This is a genomic window from Rhizobium sp. P43, assembly GCF_056730705.1.
The window spans coordinates 4,266,178-4,282,150 of record NZ_CM161539.1; the positions used below are offsets into that span (position 1 = coordinate 4,266,178).

The 15,973-nt window shown below is 57.6% G+C and carries 17 protein-coding genes; 11 read left to right on the plus strand and 6 right to left on the minus strand.

Annotated features, from left to right (window positions below; translation table 11 throughout):
- Window positions 1-92: 92 nt before the first annotated feature.
- Window positions 93-821 carry a FadR/GntR family transcriptional regulator gene (locus AC1PUL_RS21005; RefSeq protein WP_480465920.1) on the plus strand — a complete coding sequence of 243 codons (729 nt, stop codon included), beginning with the start codon at window positions 93-95 and terminating at the stop codon, window positions 819-821.
- A 158-nt stretch (window positions 822-979) separates the two neighbouring features.
- Window positions 980-2,146 (plus strand): fumarylacetoacetate hydrolase family protein, encoded by a 1,167-nt coding sequence (locus AC1PUL_RS21010; protein ID WP_480465921.1) that lies wholly within the window; start codon window positions 980-982, stop codon window positions 2,144-2,146.
- A gap of 12 nt (window positions 2,147-2,158) precedes the next feature.
- Here AC1PUL_RS21010 and AC1PUL_RS21015 read toward each other — a convergent pair whose 3' ends face one another.
- Entirely contained in the window at window positions 2,159-3,085 is a 927-nt protein-coding gene (locus AC1PUL_RS21015) for a DMT family transporter (protein WP_480465922.1), read from the minus strand.
- Window positions 3,086-3,381: 296 nt separating this feature from the next.
- Here AC1PUL_RS21015 and AC1PUL_RS21020 point away from each other — a divergent pair, with 296 nt between their 5' ends.
- A complete protein-coding gene (locus tag AC1PUL_RS21020; RefSeq protein ID WP_298468231.1) occupies window positions 3,382-3,516 on the plus strand; it encodes a hypothetical protein in 135 nt (44 codons plus the stop codon).
- Window positions 3,517-3,648: 132 nt separating this feature from the next.
- On the opposite strand, the gene AC1PUL_RS21025 is transcribed toward AC1PUL_RS21020, so the two are convergent.
- From AC1PUL_RS21025 to AC1PUL_RS21045, 5 genes are all read right to left on the minus strand, one after another.
- Complete coding sequence (locus AC1PUL_RS21025) at window positions 3,649-3,807, minus strand: YqaE/Pmp3 family membrane protein (protein WP_006728180.1); 159 nt, start codon at window positions 3,805-3,807, stop codon at window positions 3,649-3,651.
- 269 nt (window positions 3,808-4,076) lie between these two features.
- On the minus strand, window positions 4,077-4,796 hold the full coding sequence (locus tag AC1PUL_RS21030; RefSeq protein ID WP_480465923.1) for a Bax inhibitor-1/YccA family protein: 720 nt from the start codon (window positions 4,794-4,796) through the stop codon (window positions 4,077-4,079).
- Window positions 4,797-4,819: 23 nt separating this feature from the next.
- Window positions 4,820-5,593, minus strand: a complete 774-nt coding sequence (locus AC1PUL_RS21035; protein ID WP_480465924.1) for an anti-sigma factor family protein — start codon at window positions 5,591-5,593, stop codon at window positions 4,820-4,822.
- Window positions 5,580-6,125 (minus strand): sigma-70 family RNA polymerase sigma factor, encoded by a 546-nt coding sequence (locus AC1PUL_RS21040; RefSeq protein WP_480465925.1) that lies wholly within the window; start codon window positions 6,123-6,125, stop codon window positions 5,580-5,582. Before AC1PUL_RS21040 ends, AC1PUL_RS21035 begins: the two co-directional genes overlap by 14 nt.
- 53 nt (window positions 6,126-6,178) lie before the next feature.
- On the minus strand, window positions 6,179-6,817 hold the full coding sequence (locus AC1PUL_RS21045) for an exopolysaccharide biosynthesis protein (protein ID WP_480465926.1): 639 nt from the start codon (window positions 6,815-6,817) through the stop codon (window positions 6,179-6,181).
- 474 nt (window positions 6,818-7,291) lie between these two features.
- On the opposite strand from AC1PUL_RS21045, the gene AC1PUL_RS21050 reads away from it, so the two are divergent.
- The 8 genes from AC1PUL_RS21050 (at window position 7,292) to AC1PUL_RS21085 (ending at window position 15,971) form a co-directional block, all read left to right on the plus strand.
- Window positions 7,292-8,374 (plus strand): glycosyltransferase, encoded by a 1,083-nt coding sequence (locus AC1PUL_RS21050; protein ID WP_480465927.1) that lies wholly within the window; start codon window positions 7,292-7,294, stop codon window positions 8,372-8,374.
- Window positions 8,375-8,376: 2 nt separating this feature from the next.
- A complete protein-coding gene (locus AC1PUL_RS21055) occupies window positions 8,377-9,858 on the plus strand; it encodes an ArnT family glycosyltransferase (protein ID WP_480465928.1) in 1,482 nt (493 codons plus the stop codon).
- A 4-nt stretch (window positions 9,859-9,862) separates the two neighbouring features.
- Window positions 9,863-10,618: a glycosyltransferase family 25 protein gene (locus AC1PUL_RS21060; protein ID WP_480465929.1), complete on the plus strand. Its 756-nt coding sequence runs from the start codon at window positions 9,863-9,865 to the stop codon at window positions 10,616-10,618.
- 81 nt (window positions 10,619-10,699) lie between these two features.
- Complete coding sequence (locus AC1PUL_RS21065; protein WP_480465930.1) at window positions 10,700-12,058, plus strand: O-antigen ligase family protein; 1,359 nt, start codon at window positions 10,700-10,702, stop codon at window positions 12,056-12,058.
- 198 nt (window positions 12,059-12,256) lie between these two features.
- Window positions 12,257-12,790 (plus strand): hypothetical protein, encoded by a 534-nt coding sequence (locus AC1PUL_RS21070; protein ID WP_480465931.1) that lies wholly within the window; start codon window positions 12,257-12,259, stop codon window positions 12,788-12,790.
- On the plus strand, window positions 12,766-13,320 hold the full coding sequence (locus AC1PUL_RS21075; protein WP_480465932.1) for a glycosyltransferase: 555 nt from the start codon (window positions 12,766-12,768) through the stop codon (window positions 13,318-13,320). The genes AC1PUL_RS21070 and AC1PUL_RS21075 overlap by 25 nt, the downstream gene beginning before the upstream one ends.
- A gap of 108 nt (window positions 13,321-13,428) precedes the next feature.
- Window positions 13,429-13,995: a sugar transferase gene (locus tag AC1PUL_RS21080; protein ID WP_480465933.1), complete on the plus strand. Its 567-nt coding sequence runs from the start codon at window positions 13,429-13,431 to the stop codon at window positions 13,993-13,995.
- Window positions 13,996-14,120: 125 nt separating this feature from the next.
- Entirely contained in the window at window positions 14,121-15,971 is a 1,851-nt protein-coding gene (locus AC1PUL_RS21085) for a polysaccharide biosynthesis protein (protein ID WP_480465934.1), read from the plus strand.
- Window positions 15,972-15,973 lie beyond the last annotated feature (2 nt).

The window sequence follows — 15,973 nt, forward strand, 5'->3', positions numbered from 1 at the left end:
TCAGCCGCTCTCCGATCATGAAGCCGGTTGCCAATTGAATTCCGGCGCGGATTCGTGAAATACCGGGGTGGGTGGCAAGGAGATGAACAGGCATGTCTATCGACCTCGGGCGATTGAGCTTCGGACAAATTAGGCGCAGCGAGCACCTGCCTGCCCGGATCGCCGCACAATTGGCCGAGGAAATCAGCCAGGGGCGGCTCAAGCCCGGGGAGCGGCTGCCAACGGAGCATGTGCTTGCCAAGACGCTCGGTGTCAGCCGGTCGGTGGTGCGCGAAGCAATTGCGCAGCTCCGCAACGAGGGGCTGGTTGAAACGAGACAAGGGGTCGGCGCCTTTATCAGCGAGCCCACCGCGCGACCGATTCGGATCAAGGACAGCGAACTCTCCGAGCCACAGAGTTTTCGGGCACTGTTTCAACTTCGCGTGCCACTGGAGATCGAGGCTGCGGGGCTGGCGGCAGTGCATCATACATCCGAGGATCTTGCCCGGATCGATGAGGCCCTGTCGCGAATGACTGGTTCCGAAAAGTGGACCGAGCAGGGCATCGTTGCCGATCTTGCCTTCCACAGGGCTGTCGCTGAGGCGACCCATAACGACTATTTCGCCTTGTTTATTGGGTTCATCGCCGAGCGGATCAGCATGGCCATCAACGCGGCACGTGCGCGTGCCGTGCTTGAGGAGATTGTCGAGGTGACGATCGCCGAGCATGTCCGCCTGCGAGACGCCATTGCAGATCGTGATCCCAAGGCGGCCCGAGAGGCCATGCGGGTCCATTTGCATGGTGCGGCAAGCCGCATTGATCTGAGCCTGGAACAGTTCTGAGACGACAGCCTTTTGCAGTTTCTGATCACGGCGGCCCACTGGGATAGACAGGCAGGATTTCTGACCCTAAAACTCTGCTCCACCCATTGTCAGACATCCTGACAATATGCCGTTGCGCTCAGGGTGCACGTATACGAGAACAAGCGAGGAGGTCCATCTTGCCGCAAAGTGAACGTCTGGAGCCCGCCTATATTCTGCCAGAGGATGCTTCCGAGGCAGTGCTGGTCGGGCGTGTATGGTCTGATGCTGCCGGTGGACCATGCCCTATCCTGGTGCGCGACGGTGTGGTTCTCGACCTCACATCTGTCTCGCCGACCGTATCGGGCTTGTTTGAAATCGAGGAGCTCGCGCGGTATCTCGTCTCTCGCCAGGATCTTCCGGCGCTCGGAACGCTCGATCAATTCCTCTCGGGTGACGCCGGGCATCTATTGGCGCCAATCGATCTGCAGGCTGTCAAAGCCGCCGGTGTGACGTTTGCGGATAGTATGCTGGAGCGGGTGATCGAAGAGCAGGCGAAGGGCGATGCGGCGCGCGCCCAGGCTATCCGGGAAAAGCTCGCTCCCGTTCTCGGTGACAGCCTCCGGGGGCTGGTCGCCGGCTCAGATCAGGCGGTCAAAGTAAAGGCACTGTTGCAGGACATGGGCCTGTGGTCGCAGTATCTTGAAGTCGGCATCGGCCCTGATGCCGAGATATTCACCAAGGCCCAACCGATGTCATCGGTGACCTGTGGCGATATCGTCGGCATTCACCCCATTTCGCAGTGGAACAATCCCGAGCCTGAAATCGTCCTTGCCATTCGTTCCGACGGCAAGATCATCGGCGCGACGCTTGGCAATGACGTCAATCTCCGGGATGTCGAGGGGCGGTCTGCGCTGCTTTTGGGGAAGGCGAAGGACAATAATGCGTCCTGCTCCATTGGCCCCTTCATTCGGCTGTTCCATGGCAGCTTCACCATGGATGTTCTCAGAAAGGTTCGAGTTTCCCTGTTGGTTCGCGGCGAAGACGGCTTCGAGATGACGGGGGAAAGCCCGATGGAAGCCATCAGCCGCGCGCCGGAGACTCTGGTCTCCCAGTTGCGCAACCGGAACCATCAGTATCCCGATGGTGCGGTCTTGTTTCTCGGCACGATGTTCGCCCCGGTCAAGGATCGCCGCGGTGCCGGTCTCGGCTTTACCCACGAAGTGGGCGACCGAGTTGAGATTTCCACGCCCACACTCGGTCGTCTGGTCAACTGGGTCGATCGCACCAATGCCTGCCGGGAATGGAGTTTCGGCACGCGGGCACTGTTCGAGAATCTTGCTCAGCGAGGTCTTTTCAGACGCTGATGACAGCAGCTCTCAATCTGGCACCGCCGGCAGAACCTTGTCACGCTTTTTCAACTGCTGTTCCCGGAAGAAGATGAACAGGCCGGAGCCGACGATGAGGGTCGCGCCGACGATCATGGTCAGTCGAGGAACCTCGCCGAAGAAGAAATAGCCGAAGACAACCGCCCACAGCAGCAGGGTGTATTGGAGCGGCGCAACGGTCGCGGCGTCCGAGATCTTGAGGGCGCGGTTGACCAGCATATGCGCGCTCATGGCGACGATGCCGAGCAGTCCGAGCAACAGAAATTCGTTGGCTGACGTAATCGGCGCCCAGCCGAAGGGGGCTGCGAGCAGGCCGACCACGGCGGCTCCAGCCGTCTGGAACAGAACCAACGTCTTGTCCGGCGTGCCACGCAGGCTGCGGCCGGAAAGCATCATGAAGGCGAAGGCGGCGGTGCCGATGATCGAGATTAGTGCCGGTGCGGTGAACATCGCGCTCGATGGTTCCAGCGTGATCACCACCCCAATGAAGCCGACGGCTATGGCGGTCCATCGTCTCCAACCGACTTTCTCACCGAGCAGGAACGGGGCCGCCGCAGCGACATAGATCGGTGCTGCAAGCCAGTAGGTCATGACGTCGGCCAGCGGCAAGTACATCACCGCGTAATAGAAGCAGAAGAGCTCCAGCGTCGACAGGACGACCCGCGTGAACTGGAGCCAAGGACGCTCAGCCTCGATGATCGGTTTCAGACCGGCGACCCAGAGGAAGGGCGCGAGGACCAGGAGCGCTGCAATGCTGCGGATCAGGATCACCTGGCCAAGGCCATAGCTGGCCACAAGCCACTTGCCCATGGCGTCGTTCATCGCAAAGAGCAGCATTCCAAGCAGCATGACTGCGGGGCCGGCCATGCCTGCGAGCCGATGTGGTTGAGAAGCCGTTTTCGTGGTTTGCATTGTCATGGCTCCTCATTGACTGCTACTCGCACTGCTCTGTCATGTTGTCTGACATCAAAATTTCTATTGCTGAGCGGTTTTGAGTTGGCAAGGCCCGTTATCAACGCCTTTCGAACAACGCAGCTCGATAGGCATTGGGCGATGCTGCCTGACTTAGGTGTTTGCCATGGAGAGGCATTTTCTGAACGATGCCATCTTTAGAATACCAATCTAGTCGTGATTATTGACGCGAAGCGAATTATGACGAGAATGTGTCAGCATTAGCCAGGGCCAATGAGTGGCCCTGTTCGTGGGAGACTGACATGTCACATGCGATTGCGAAGCTTTTGAACCATGACAGATCGTGGCGTTCGACGGAGCTTTGCAGACAGCGGATCGCCACCGCAGCGGCGACCCTGTCGATCGGTTTCCTCGCTGTGCTGATCGTCACGCTCTGATCAGACAAAGGTCCGTCTGAGCCCTTGACGCGCGCCTAAGCGATACCTGTGTGCTTGTCGATGATGCTGCTTCGGGTCCATGAGACGATGGACCAAGCCTGTTGAGCTGTGACGGGCAATTGCCGTTTTCCGCTACTTGCGGATGATGACCCAGATGGCATGGATGATGCCCGGGATGTAGCCAAAGAGCGTCAGCAGAATATTCAGCCAGAAATGCAGACCTATGCCGACCTGGAGGAAGACGCCAAGCGGCGGCAGGAGGATGGCAAGCAGGATACGTAGAACGTCCATAAGGTTCCCTTACGCTATTGAGACTGCAGATAAACGCGCATCGATGACAATCGTTCGCGCGCGCATACCGGAAAACTGGATTTGTCTTTACCTTCGATTCCGCGTGGATTTGGCTCGAAGCAGGCGCGGGATGTGGCAAGCCTACGAGATGTGTCTCGCCGCTATGGATCGGATCTGGTCTCACACAAGCCCTCGACCCATCTCGTGAAAACGCCCGGGTTGAAGCCCGGGCGTTTCCTGTTCAAGCGTTCTCCCGACGCGTTTTTATCTTATTCTTCGCGCTGGCCCGTCAGGCTCAGCAGCAGCTGGAACAGGTTGACGAAGTTCAGGTAGAGCGACAGGGCGCCGAAGACGGCGAGCTTCTGCTGGCTTTCCTGGTCGAAGTTTTCGGCATACTGCTGCTTGATGTTCTGCGTATCCCAGGCGGTCAGGCCGACGAAGACGATGACGCCGATCACCGAGATCGCGAACTGCAGGGCGCTCGAGCCCAGGAAGATGTTGACGATCGAGGCGATGACGACACCGATCAGACCCATCATCAGGAACGAGCCGAACTGCGACAGGTCACGCTTGGTCGTGTAGCCGTAGAGGCTCATTGCGCCGAACATGGTCGCGGTGATGAAGAAGGTGCGGGCGATCGAGGTTCCGGTGAAGACCAGGAAGACCGAGGCCAGCGACAGACCCATCACGGCGGCGAAGGCCCAGAAGGCCATCTGCGCGGTGGCGGCCGACATCGCATGGATGCGGAACGAGAAGAAGAAGACGAATGCCAGCGGCGCCAGCATCACGACCCACTTCAGCGGAGTGGAGAAGATCGGGACGTAAAGCGCCGGCGTCTGGCTGACCACGAAGGCGACGATACCGGTGATGACCAGTCCGAGGCCCATGTAGTTGTAGACGCGCAGCATGTGCTTGCGCAGACCTTCGTCGAAAAGTGCCGCAGACTGGGCCTGAGCGCCGTAGCCGAAGCGGTTCTGGATAGGATCCATGGTCAGTTACCTCCTTGAATGGATCAGTAAAGGGTCCGGGCAAGCTTGCGGGCCTGTTCGGCCAGCTTGTCCGGGTTTTCGGTTTCGGAGATCAGCGCATAGGCAACTTCGCCGATCTGCCAATAGGCTGCATTGGTCTGGCCCTCCTGCTTCAGCAGAACCTGCTGAACCGAGAAGTTGCCAGGCCGGACGGCGAAGAGGGACAGCCTCTCGCCGGATTGGGGCTCCACCTCGAGCTCGACGCTCGGGCCGTAGGTGGACGGGAAAACCTGGGCGTCGCGCACCGACCATTCCGCCGGCATGGTCGGCAGAACGATCGCGGTTGCCGAACGGATTTCGGCCGGGTCGAAGCGGCTGACCTCCGTCTGTGACGTCATCTGCTCGCGCAGCGCCGCCGTCTGATGGGCACGCATGGCCTCCTCGACGAATTGCGGCGGCGGCACCGAGGCCACGACTTCGCCGATACTGCCCGGCGCGATCCAGCCATGGGCGATCCAGCCCGCACCGACGAGGAGCACCACTGCCGCCGCGCGCCGCATCACATCGAAGGTGCGCGGGCGGTTGAAGGCGCTTTCGAGCGCGCGTGCTGCCTCGCGGGTCTCCTGACGCACCACCGACGGTATGCCGGCGAGGGCAAGTCTCAGCTCGTCCCGTACCCGCAGATCCGCCATCACTTTCGCAGCGATCGTCGGATTCTCGGAGAGATAGGCCTCGACCTCGATGCGGCGGGCGACATCCAGCTGGTCATCGACATAGGCGTGCAGGTCGGCCTCGATCACGGGATCATTGCTGGTCATCGGGGTTTCCTCCAACAATTCTGAGATGGGGCACGGCGCTCGTCTCCTCGCCGCCTTCCATCGCCCTCAAGCGGGCGCGGGCGCGGGAGACGCGAGACATCAGCGTGCCGACGGGAATGTTCAGCACATCGGCGGCTTCCTGATAGGAAAGCTCTTCGATGGCGACGAGATGAAGGGCCTCGCGCTGATCTTCGGGAAGGGCCAGAAAGGCCTCCCGAACCTGCGCCAGCCGCACAGAGTGCTCCTGGCCTGCGGGTGAGACCGTATCGACAAGGTCGGCGACTGCACTTTCGCGACGGTTGATCGCCCTGTCGCGGCGAAGCCGGTCTATGTGGGTGTTGTGCAGGATCGACATTAGCCAATTGCGGATGCTGCCACCGCTCCTGAAGGTCGACTTGCGTTCCAGCGCTCGCACCAGCGCATCATGGACGAGGTCTTCCGCCTCGTCCGGATTTCGGACGAGCGAACGGGCGTAGCGTCGCAGGGCTGCGAGCTGGCCAATCACGTTAAACGGGTTCGATCTCGTCGTCATGCCCAGTATACGAAGCCCATCGCGATCCTATTCCATCGCGTCAGAGATTTTTTTCAGGGGCCGACGATCGAGCCCAGTCCCCAGGCGGCTGCGTAGACGAGGCCACCTGTGGCGCCAAGCGCAATGACACCCATGGCGAGGCCAAGAATCGTGACGAGGCCGTCACGCTCCATGAGGCCCAGCGCGATCATGACGAGCGCTGCGACCGGAAGCATGTTGCCGAAGGGGATGGGCAAAGCGACTGCAATCGCCAGAAGAAGGACAGGTATGCCGAGAAATGCCTGTGCTCGCGGACCTGCAAAATGGCGCATTCTGTTCTTGCGCAGCAGCGTCTCGACCCGCGAAACCAGAGGAGCCGTGTAGCGGACCATGATATCGATCGTGCCGCCCGACACCTGTCGGCGCCCGAGAAACTGCGGCAGCCAGATCCGGCGAAAACCCGCGATAATCTGCAAGGATACAATCGCAAGGCAAGAGCCAAAGACCATGCCGAAGGGGCCGGGGATGGGCGTGAGGGCAGGGAGGGAAAGAATCAGAATGGCGAAGGCGATACTGCTGCGCCCCATCGCCGACATCAACTCGTCGAGGCTCACCGATCCTGCTTCAGCCGCATGCATGCGAAGGCGAGCGAGGCGTTTTGAAGCCACGCCGCCTTCGATCGCAGGGCTTTCTTGCGGCGCAGGGCTTGTCATGGGGCCGGGTCTCCTATCACTGCGATGATGTAGGAGGTATTTCGCGTAGCGCAAGATTGTCACTGCAAGATCGGTAAACCATGGCCAACGTCGATCTCGACGGACGAGCGCGTGGTGATATCCGAGGTCGCGAGCAATGTTGAAGTGGGGGAGGGCCTACAAGGGCTTGGTGGGGGGGTGAAGATCCTTCGACACATGATGCCCGATCTTGGTCAGCGTAGCCTGTTGCTGCATCGGCATTCAGATGCTACCGAGCCACCGGGACAACTAGACTACGGGGACTACAGCCTGAACGGCTGTGCGGGATCGGGTGAACGTGATCAGAGACAGACTAGCGGACAGACAGATCGTCCCTTTGTCAGGGCAGGTTGGCGTAAAACTGACGCTAGCGGTCAGGGCCTCAACAGATCGCGGTCTACCGGATAACAGGCACACAGGCCGCCTTCTCTTTTCGAAGACTCAGTAGGACCGGCCGTGGCGTCAAATCGCATTTCCATCATTGCGCCGACCTATAACGAGGTTGCCAACATTGTGCCCTTTGCCGAGCGGGTGAAGTCATCGCTTGCCGGCTTCGACTGGGAATTGCTGTTTGTCGACGACAATTCCGCCGACGGCACGGCGCGCAAAGCGTTCGACTATGGGATTGCCGAACCACGGGTACGTCCCATCATCCGATTTGCTGATCGAGGCCTTGCAAAGTCGAGCATCCAGGGCATGCTCTCGGCTCGGGGAGACCTGCTTTGCGTCATGGACGCAGACGGACAGCACGATCCAGCAGTTCTGATCGAAATGGTCGATCGCATGGAACGCGATGGTCTCGACATCGTCAGCGCAGCCCGCCGGCTTGAGGACGATCAGGCCCTGGAAGGACTATCGCCGCTTCGCCGCAAACTCTCGCAGATCGGCAATGCATTGAGCAGCTTCGTCATCGGACGAAAACTCTCCGATCCCCTCACAGGCTTCTTTCTGATCCGCCGGGACCGCTTCCTCAAGCTGGCGCCCGACCTCGGTGATCCCGGCTTCAAATTGCTCCTGGACATCCTCTACACAGACAAGACCCTGCGCCACGGGGAAGTCTTCTTCGATTTCGGAACTCGCCTCCACGGCAGTTCAAAGCTGGACAGCTATGTTCTCTGGAAGTTCGCGACTTTCCTGATGAGCAAGATGACGAGAGGCATTGTTCCGGCGAGCCTCATCTCCTTCCTCTTTGTTGGCGGATCGGGGGTGTTCGTGCATTTCGCCGTCCTCTACTCGACGCTGGCGGCGTCGGCTTCCTTTGCCGTAGCCCAGACGATTGCGACCCTGATTGCCGCAACGAGCAATTTTCTCCTCAACAATCTCCTGACATTCCAGGACAGGCGATTGCACGGGTTGCTGCTTCTGTCGGGCTATTTCAAGTTTCTGGCCGTCTCCGCCGTCGGTATCGTGGCCAACGTATCAGCCGCTACCCTTGCCTACGAAAACCTGATCCACGTCGTCTTCATCGCAACGCTGGCCGGTATCGCAATCGACACCGTCTGGAAATTTGTCATCGCCAATAGGTTCATCTGGAAATGAGCATGAAAACCGGTCTTAGCCCTATGCCTTCGCGGACTGTGATGATTGCCGTCTGGTTGTTTCTGCTTGGCGCTATCTGCCTGCAGATCCTCGTCCAGCTTGTACATGTGTCCATGTTTTTCGACGGCGGTATCTATGCCTCAGTTGCCAGAAATCTGGCCGAGGGGCGCGGAACCATGTGGGCTCCGTATTTTTCGGACTGGCTTTTTCCGACCTTCGCTGAACATCCTCCATTGATGTTCTGGCTGCAGGCGATCGGTTATTCCGTCTTTGGCGACACGATCGTGGTCGAAAAGACTTTTTCGCTGTTGAACTTCATCATATCGGCCTTGCTGCTGTTTCAGATCTGGATGCGCTTGAACAGGGATGACCTTGTTGTTCAGCAGGCCTTTCCGCTTGCCCTCTTCATGGCGCTCATTGCCGGCAGATTAAACTGGGGGTTTGCAAACGGCCTGCTGGACAACCTGCTTGCCGTGTTTTCACTGACGGCCATCTTGCTGATCGTCATCGCCTGCGAACAAGCGACAGCGGCATTCTCCGCCAGACGCCTCGCGATTTTGTCCTGCGCAGGGCTATTCATTTGCCTCTCGCTGATGACCAAGGGGCCCGTAGGACTATTCCCCCTGGCGGCACCTGCCATTTACTGGCTCGTCTTTCGCAGATCGACATTTCCAATCATGATCTTGGACTGCTGCGCCATTCTTCTCGTCATCCTGATCTTTTTGGCAGGGCTTTATAGCTACGAACCGTCATACGAAGCATTCCAGCGCTATTTCAAGGCTCAATTGTTTGCAAGTCTAAGCGGCGGGCGCGGTTATTACGGCGGAGGTTTCTACGTCTTCCGCAAGATACTGGGTATAAATGGTTATTCACTGGCCATCCTCGCTCTAGCTGCCTTTGCATCCTGGCGGTTTCAACTTGGCAAAAGTGATAGTCTGCTGCGCCGGCAGCGTTTGCAACGTGCTGCATTCTTGATCATGGTCGGAATGTCTGCGTCGTTGCCGATCGGCCTCAGTCCACGCGTTGCAAATTTTTACTTCAACACGTCCCTGTTTTTTTACTCGGCAGGTTTTGCAGTCCTCGCAGGGCCAGCGTTTGTAGATGGTCTATCTCGGCTAACTGAACGGCAGACGCGAATCTTCAACTTCAGTTCAATGCTGTTCCTCGCCGTTTGCGTTGTGACTGTGCTCGCCAATGTGGGTCGTCCAGGAACAGATGCGCGAACGATCGCCCAAGCTGCGGCCATCGAAGACTTTGTGTGTTCCAGCAAACCCAACTGCAACCCCGTGATCAGCGTCTGTCAAACCGTTTGGCAGGATTCCGCTTTGCACACCTATCTGCAGCGCTTCTACAAGATCAGTATTGCCGAGGCAGCCAAGGTTGACGCTGACTTTGTGATCGCCGATGAGACCTGCAACAATCTTCCTGGGCGCAAAGACACGGGCATCGCCATCTCCCCTTACAGCCTGCTTGAAAGAGAATGAGAGCATGGTCGAAGGACTTGAAAACACCAATGTCGCAATTCTCGCGATCAATCTCGATCGATCGACAGACCGATGGCAAAGTCTCGCTGCCCGCGCCGCCGAGCTAGGCCTCTCTATAACCCGCGTTTCCGCAGTTGATGGAAAGCTCACACCGGAAACCCTGCGAGAGGCGACCGATGATGCGGCGTTCCGCCGCCATACCGGTCGCATGATGCTCGCCGGCGAATATGGATGCTACAGAAGCCACATCAAGGCGCTCAACGCATTCCTGGCGACTAAGGACCACATTGCCCTGATCATCGAAGATGACGTCGAATTGAGCGCAGACCTGAAGGATCGCGTGCAGGCCGCGTTCGCATCGGTTCCCGATGCCGACGTGATCAAGTTCTTCAATCACCGCGTCGTCGGATTCATAAAGACCAGCACATCAAGCCGAGGTGACGACGTCGGTCGTGCCATTCATGGTCCACTCGGTTCATCCGCCTGTTACGCCGTGTCTCGGCAAGGGGCAGCCCTCCTGATCGAACACCTCACAATAATGCGTTACCCCTGGGACGCAGCCCTTGAACGGGGCTGGGACCATGGTGGCCATGTCTACACGACACGAAACAATGTGGCGAGTATAGCGCGCGGCGGCACAACGATTGCAACACGTGACATCTACCGTTCCGTCAAATTTCCGAAATGGAGACGTCTCTCGACCTATGTCCTCAGGCTGCGCGATGATTTCGTAAGACTGGCCTACGCACTTCGCGCTTGATGGAGCGGGGGTGTGAGATCTCAAAGCAGCTCCAAATCTGACCTTCTTCGCATCAGGCATTCAAATATCTGGAACGGGAACATGAACATCCATATCGACCGGTTGTGGCGAGCCTCAGACTTCCTGTTTCTCACTGGGCTTGCTATCGCGCTGTTTCTCGCGAGCAGGGTAACGCCTCTTCTCGTCGTTGCAGGCGTTTTGCCAATTCCGTTCTTATTGCACGCGCTGAGGAACAGGCATTATTCAGTGTCAATCTGGACGCTGCTGGCCCCGTTCGGCATCTATTTCGCATACAGTCTGTTCGTTCTCTTCTTCTTCACAGGGATTGAGGCGACAGATCCCCGCCCGGTCAATCCAAGCCTTGAATCCTATTCTGTGGCGATCGCTATGCTTGCCGTTGGCCTGGTGCGGAGCCTGCAGATCAGAAATCTGGCATCTCAATTTCGCAAACTGATGCCCTGGCTTCTCGTCGCCTGCTTTGCCGTCTTGTCCTACATGATGTTTGCCGGGATAAGAGACGGCTGTCGCGTGCGAGGCCTGGCTCCATGGCCATTTATCCCTGCTCTCCTGTTCTCAACACTCACATTTGTCTGTCTGGTCGGATGGGAAAAGTTCACAGCCGGTGAGCGTTGGCTTCGGGTCGGCTTGCTCGCGCTCAGTATCGTTGTTTCGACGACTTATACCGGCTCCCGCGGTGTCGCCGTGGCGCAGGTTGGCGTCTTTGGCCTATTGTTTCTCCTGAGCTTGCTTCCCTCCTTCAAGAGAGGCGTGCCTCGCTGGTATCATCTCCTATCAGCCGCGATCGCAGGCGGTTTGTTTTCGGTTGCGATCGGTTTTGCAACGGATTGCGGGCCAGCCAGCCGCTTCTCATCGACCTTCGAGACATTGGCGAAGATGACATCGCAACTGACGACAACTGGGGAAAAGACCGTCCCCGCGACACCGTCAGTAGCAGCACCATCGACCATGCAGGACCCGGGAATTGCCGGGGCCGCACCGGCAACGCAGTCTGCGCCCAACCAAGCTGCCAATGGGATCAATGACGCAGCAATCAGCCTTCGCCTCGCGATGTGGAAAACTTCCATTGCTGCGATCATGGAAAAACCCGTCTTCGGACATGGCTCTCTGTATCTTCAGAAGCTCATACACGCGAGCTATGGCTACGAGCACAATCACAATCAGTATCTCACCTGGCTCGTAACCGGAGGATTGCTCCAGCTCACGCTTGGTCTCGGCTTCCTCGCCATCCCCTGGTTTGTGTCAAAGGGTCTATCGATGGCCGACAGGATACTGCTGACGACCGGAGTGTCGCTGCTCTGGGGCATCGCGATGATGTTCGATGCCTTCCTGAATCTCAAATTCTACACGCACTATTTCTGCCTGCTCTGTGGGGTGCTCTATGCCTTGTCGAGCAGCATGCAGGAACGATCGCAGACATAACCGGCCCGCTTTGCTTCGATCTGACAGAGGCGCTGCTATCGATATCAAGAAAACACACGCAGTAATACGGGATCGCCGCACGGTCCACGAAATCGGAAGGGAAGCAGCCTTGCTCGATGGCGAAATACGATTTGTCGTTTTTCCTTCGGCATACAGGACTTCTACGAAGTTACGTGGCAGGATCGACAGGACGGAAGTGTGAAGTTCGATCTGCCGAAGGATCTCGGTCAGAAATGGGTAAGGTCTTATTTCGGCAAGAACCCTCTCCTACCGCTCATCTTCCGCCTGTTGAACCGATCTATGTCGAGGAAAAACAGAGACAACTGGCTGGAACACGCTGGACATCTGACACCCGTCGCAATCGAAAGCGGAACCTTCTTCTCCGCAGCACGGCCGAAACTGATTGTGGATATGGTCAGGGTACTCCACGCTCGGGGATCAAGAGCGACCATCGTGCCCTTGCTGCACGATTTCATGCCACTGCATGACGGGGCAACAAAGCGGTTCCGCAAACTCGATCGCAACCTTCTGGCCGACAACGGGTTCCTGATCGAGCATGCTGGCCTCATCCTGACGCATTCGAACTTCACCGCAAAAGAGCTCGGAAGCTTTGTCAAAAGGGCATGCTTCCCAAACCATGCGGTCCAGTCGACGTGGTGCAACTCGTTCACCATTGTCCTGACGGCACTGAAGCCTCGGAAATCTCAGTGCCATCGCAGCCATCCCTCCTGACGGTAGCCCTCAATCCGGGCCGAAAGAACATCAAGGTCGTCCTGGAGGCGCTCAGACAAATGCATGTGGACGGCAAACCTGTACCGCCGTTGGTGATCGCCGGTTCCTACAGAAAGAGGCTGCATCGCTATATATCGTGGCCCATCTTTCTCGGCATTCAGGACAAGATTGTCTTCATTGACAATCCCAACCAGACCGATCTCGTCAAGCTCTACAAGGGCGCTCTCGCCCTTGTGATGCCGAGCAAGCTGGAAGGCTGGGGCCTGCCGGCTGGCGAAGCACTGTGGTGCGGTACTCCGGTGATCTGTTCGACGACCGAAGCGTTGCAAGAAGTCTGCGGAAACGTGGGACTTTACTTCCCGCCCGATGATGCCGCCATGCTCGCAGATATCATAGGTCTAGTGATGAACGACCACGATTTCCGCTTGGGCGTCGCCCAGCAAATTGGTAAAGCCCAGCATGGCCTTCGAACGTGGCGTGCCGCGGCTCAAGACGCTCTTGATGCGGTTAAGGCTACGAACCCTGAGTAGGCCACGTCCCGTTGTGCAATCAAGGAGAAATCAACGCATGATCCATAGTCCCCACCCAGTCGCATGGGACCTGCCGGAAAACGCGGCCGGTCGCAGCCGTTAGTCCCCATGCCGATGAAGCGCCAAATCGATCTTGCCATTTCGGCCACCGCAGCACTCGTGTTTGCAGTGCCCATGATTGTGATTGCTCTTGCGGTACGTCTCACATCCAACGGTCCCGCACTTTACTGGTCGCAGCGGGTTGGGAAGGACAATCAGATCTTTCTGATGCCCAAGTTTCGGACGATGCGAACGGATGCGCCGGTCGTCGCAACACATCTGATGACCAACCCCGCATCGCATTTGACGCCGATAGGTGGGTTCTTGCGAAAGAGCAGTCTTGACGAGCTTCCGCAGCTTTGGTGCATCTTACGGGGGACGATGAGCCTGGTTGGGCCCAGACCTGCACTGTTTAATCAATACGATCTGATCGAGGCCCGTACTCAAGCGGGCGTAAGCCAGCTGGTGCCCGGCCTGACGGGCTGGGCGCAGGTTAATGGCCGGGACGAACTGGAAATTCCCTTGAAAGTTGCCTATGACGTCGAGTATCTCCAACGTCAAAGCTTGATGTTTGACATGAAAATTCTGGCAATGACGGCTCTCAAGGTTGTTCGGGCCAAGGGTGTTTCACACTAAAGCAGTTTAACCTTCTGAAGCGCGAGCAAGAACTCATGCAAGACGCAGGCCTCGTGCAGCATCCGATGATACGAAGCATTCGAGATGCCGTGGTGCGCACTCCACGCCTTTGGAAGCGCACGGTCATGATAACTCTCGATGCGCTTACGCTTCTCTTCGCAATTTGGGCATCTTACGCCCTGCGTCTTTCAGATTGGACCCCCACATTTACGTCCGAGCGAATGGTCCTGGCAGCGCTTGCCGTCGTTGTCGCAATCCCTGTGTTCATTCGCCTGGGACTATACAGATCGGTGATCCGCTATCTGCCGGAGGCAGCCATCTGGACAGTCGTTCAGGCGATGATGATTGCGACCATGTGCTGGGTGATCATCATCTTTCTGCTCGAGATGGCCGGCCAGGGCATTGTACCTCGCTCGGTACCCTTCATCTATTTCCTGGTTGGAACACTGCTGATCGGTGGCATGAGGTTTGCCGCCAAATGGGTGCTGAATGCGGGCACTGGCATGCGTCGAGACGAAGAACCGATCTTCATCTACGGAGCCGGAGCAACGGCGGCACGATTGGCGCATGCATTGAGGGGCCACGGAAACCGGTATGTGATGGGTTTGATCGACGACGATCCAGCGCTTCACGGACGCGATGTCGCGGGCTACAGGGTGTTTCCGGCGCAGGATCTTCCAAGACTTGTAGAGCGCTACGGCATTCGGGAGATTGTTCTCTCGATGTCGTCGATCCCGTCTGAATCGAGGCAGGCAGTCATTGGCCGTGTTACCGGGCTCGGAATCAAGATCCGCAGCGTCCCGGACATTTCCGACATCGTCGACGGCAGATACATCGTCAATCAGATTCGGGAAATCGAGATCGACGAGTTGTTGGGACGCTCATTCGTACCGCCAGACAAATCCCTTCTGGAGAGCGCCCTGACCGGAAAAACGATCATGGTCACTGGGGCCGGTGGCTCCATCGGATCGGAACTTTGCCGTCTGATCGCAACGTGGAAGCCTGCCAAGCTGGTTCTTTTCGAAGCCAGCGAATATGCGCTCTACCGCATCGAACAAGAATTGAACGATCGGAGCAATATCGAGATCATACCGATTCTGGGCTCGGTTACTGATGAGCGACTGGTGCGCAGGGTTATCGCTACCCATCAAGTGCAGGTGCTTTATCACGCGGCCGCCCACAAACATGTACCACTGGTCGAGGCAAACGTGCTGGAAGGCATTCGCAACAATGTCTTCGGCACCATGCGTCTGGCTCGGGCCGCAGCAGAGGGCCATGTATCGCGTTTTGTCTTGATATCATCGGACAAGGCGGTCAGGCCAACAAACGTCATGGGAGCCACGAAACGCTGGGCCGAGCTGATTGTCCGCCAGCTTGCCCAGACGCCCCAGGAAGGTTCGGCTCGACAGATCTTCTGCGCAGTCCGTTTCGGAAACGTCATTGGTTCGAACGGTTCCGTGGTCCCGCTTTTCAAAGAGCAGATTGCCAAAGGTGGCCCCGTCACCGTGACCGATCCAGACATGACACGATATTTCATGTCGATACCGGAGGCTGCCGAACTGATTGTGCAGGCCGGCTCGCTGTCACAGGGTGGCGATGTCTTCCTGCTCGACATGGGCGAACCCGTGCGCATTGGAGATCTCGCAGAAAACCTGATCCGACTTGCGGGGTTCAAGGTCCGCAATCAACAAAATCCTGACAGCGGTATCGCAATCGAAGTCATCGGCAAGCGTCCAGGTGAGAAGCTGTATGAAGAGCTCTTCTATAACCGAGATCACGCAAAACCCACCGCGCATCCGAAGATAATGCGAGCCGATGGATCGATGACCGGCTGTCAGGGTCTTGATCAGGCCCTTGAGGCTTTGACACAGGCGGTGTCACAAGAAGACGAGCGCCGTGCAAAGACAATACTGTTTTCTCTGATCGAGAACAGCGATCATACTGAAGCTGCATCGGCAGACAGACTATCTGATTGAGG

Coding starts and splice junctions, on each gene's coding strand:
- AC1PUL_RS21005 (WP_480465920.1), top strand. CDS start 93: ATGTCTATCGACCTCGGGCGATTGAGCTTCGGACAAATTAGGCGCAGC.
- AC1PUL_RS21015 (WP_480465922.1), bottom strand. CDS start 3,085: ATGACAATGCAAACCACGAAAACGGCTTCTCAACCACATCGGCTCGCA.
- AC1PUL_RS21020 (WP_298468231.1), top strand. CDS start 3,382: ATGTCACATGCGATTGCGAAGCTTTTGAACCATGACAGATCGTGGCGT.
- AC1PUL_RS21025 (WP_006728180.1), bottom strand. CDS start 3,807: ATGGACGTTCTACGTATCCTGCTTGCCATCCTCCTGCCGCCGCTTGGC.
- AC1PUL_RS21030 (WP_480465923.1), bottom strand. CDS start 4,796: ATGGATCCTATCCAGAACCGCTTCGGCTACGGCGCTCAGGCCCAGTCT.
- AC1PUL_RS21035 (WP_480465924.1), bottom strand. CDS start 5,593: ATGACCAGCAATGATCCCGTGATCGAGGCCGACCTGCACGCCTATGTC.
- AC1PUL_RS21040 (WP_480465925.1), bottom strand. CDS start 6,125: ATGACGACGAGATCGAACCCGTTTAACGTGATTGGCCAGCTCGCAGCC.
- AC1PUL_RS21045 (WP_480465926.1), bottom strand. CDS start 6,817: ATGACAAGCCCTGCGCCGCAAGAAAGCCCTGCGATCGAAGGCGGCGTG.
- AC1PUL_RS21055 (WP_480465928.1), top strand. CDS start 8,377: ATGAAAACCGGTCTTAGCCCTATGCCTTCGCGGACTGTGATGATTGCC.
- AC1PUL_RS21060 (WP_480465929.1), top strand. CDS start 9,863: ATGGTCGAAGGACTTGAAAACACCAATGTCGCAATTCTCGCGATCAAT.
- AC1PUL_RS21065 (WP_480465930.1), top strand. CDS start 10,700: ATGAACATCCATATCGACCGGTTGTGGCGAGCCTCAGACTTCCTGTTT.
- AC1PUL_RS21080 (WP_480465933.1), top strand. CDS start 13,429: ATGCCGATGAAGCGCCAAATCGATCTTGCCATTTCGGCCACCGCAGCA.
- AC1PUL_RS21085 (WP_480465934.1), top strand. CDS start 14,121: ATGATAACTCTCGATGCGCTTACGCTTCTCTTCGCAATTTGGGCATCT.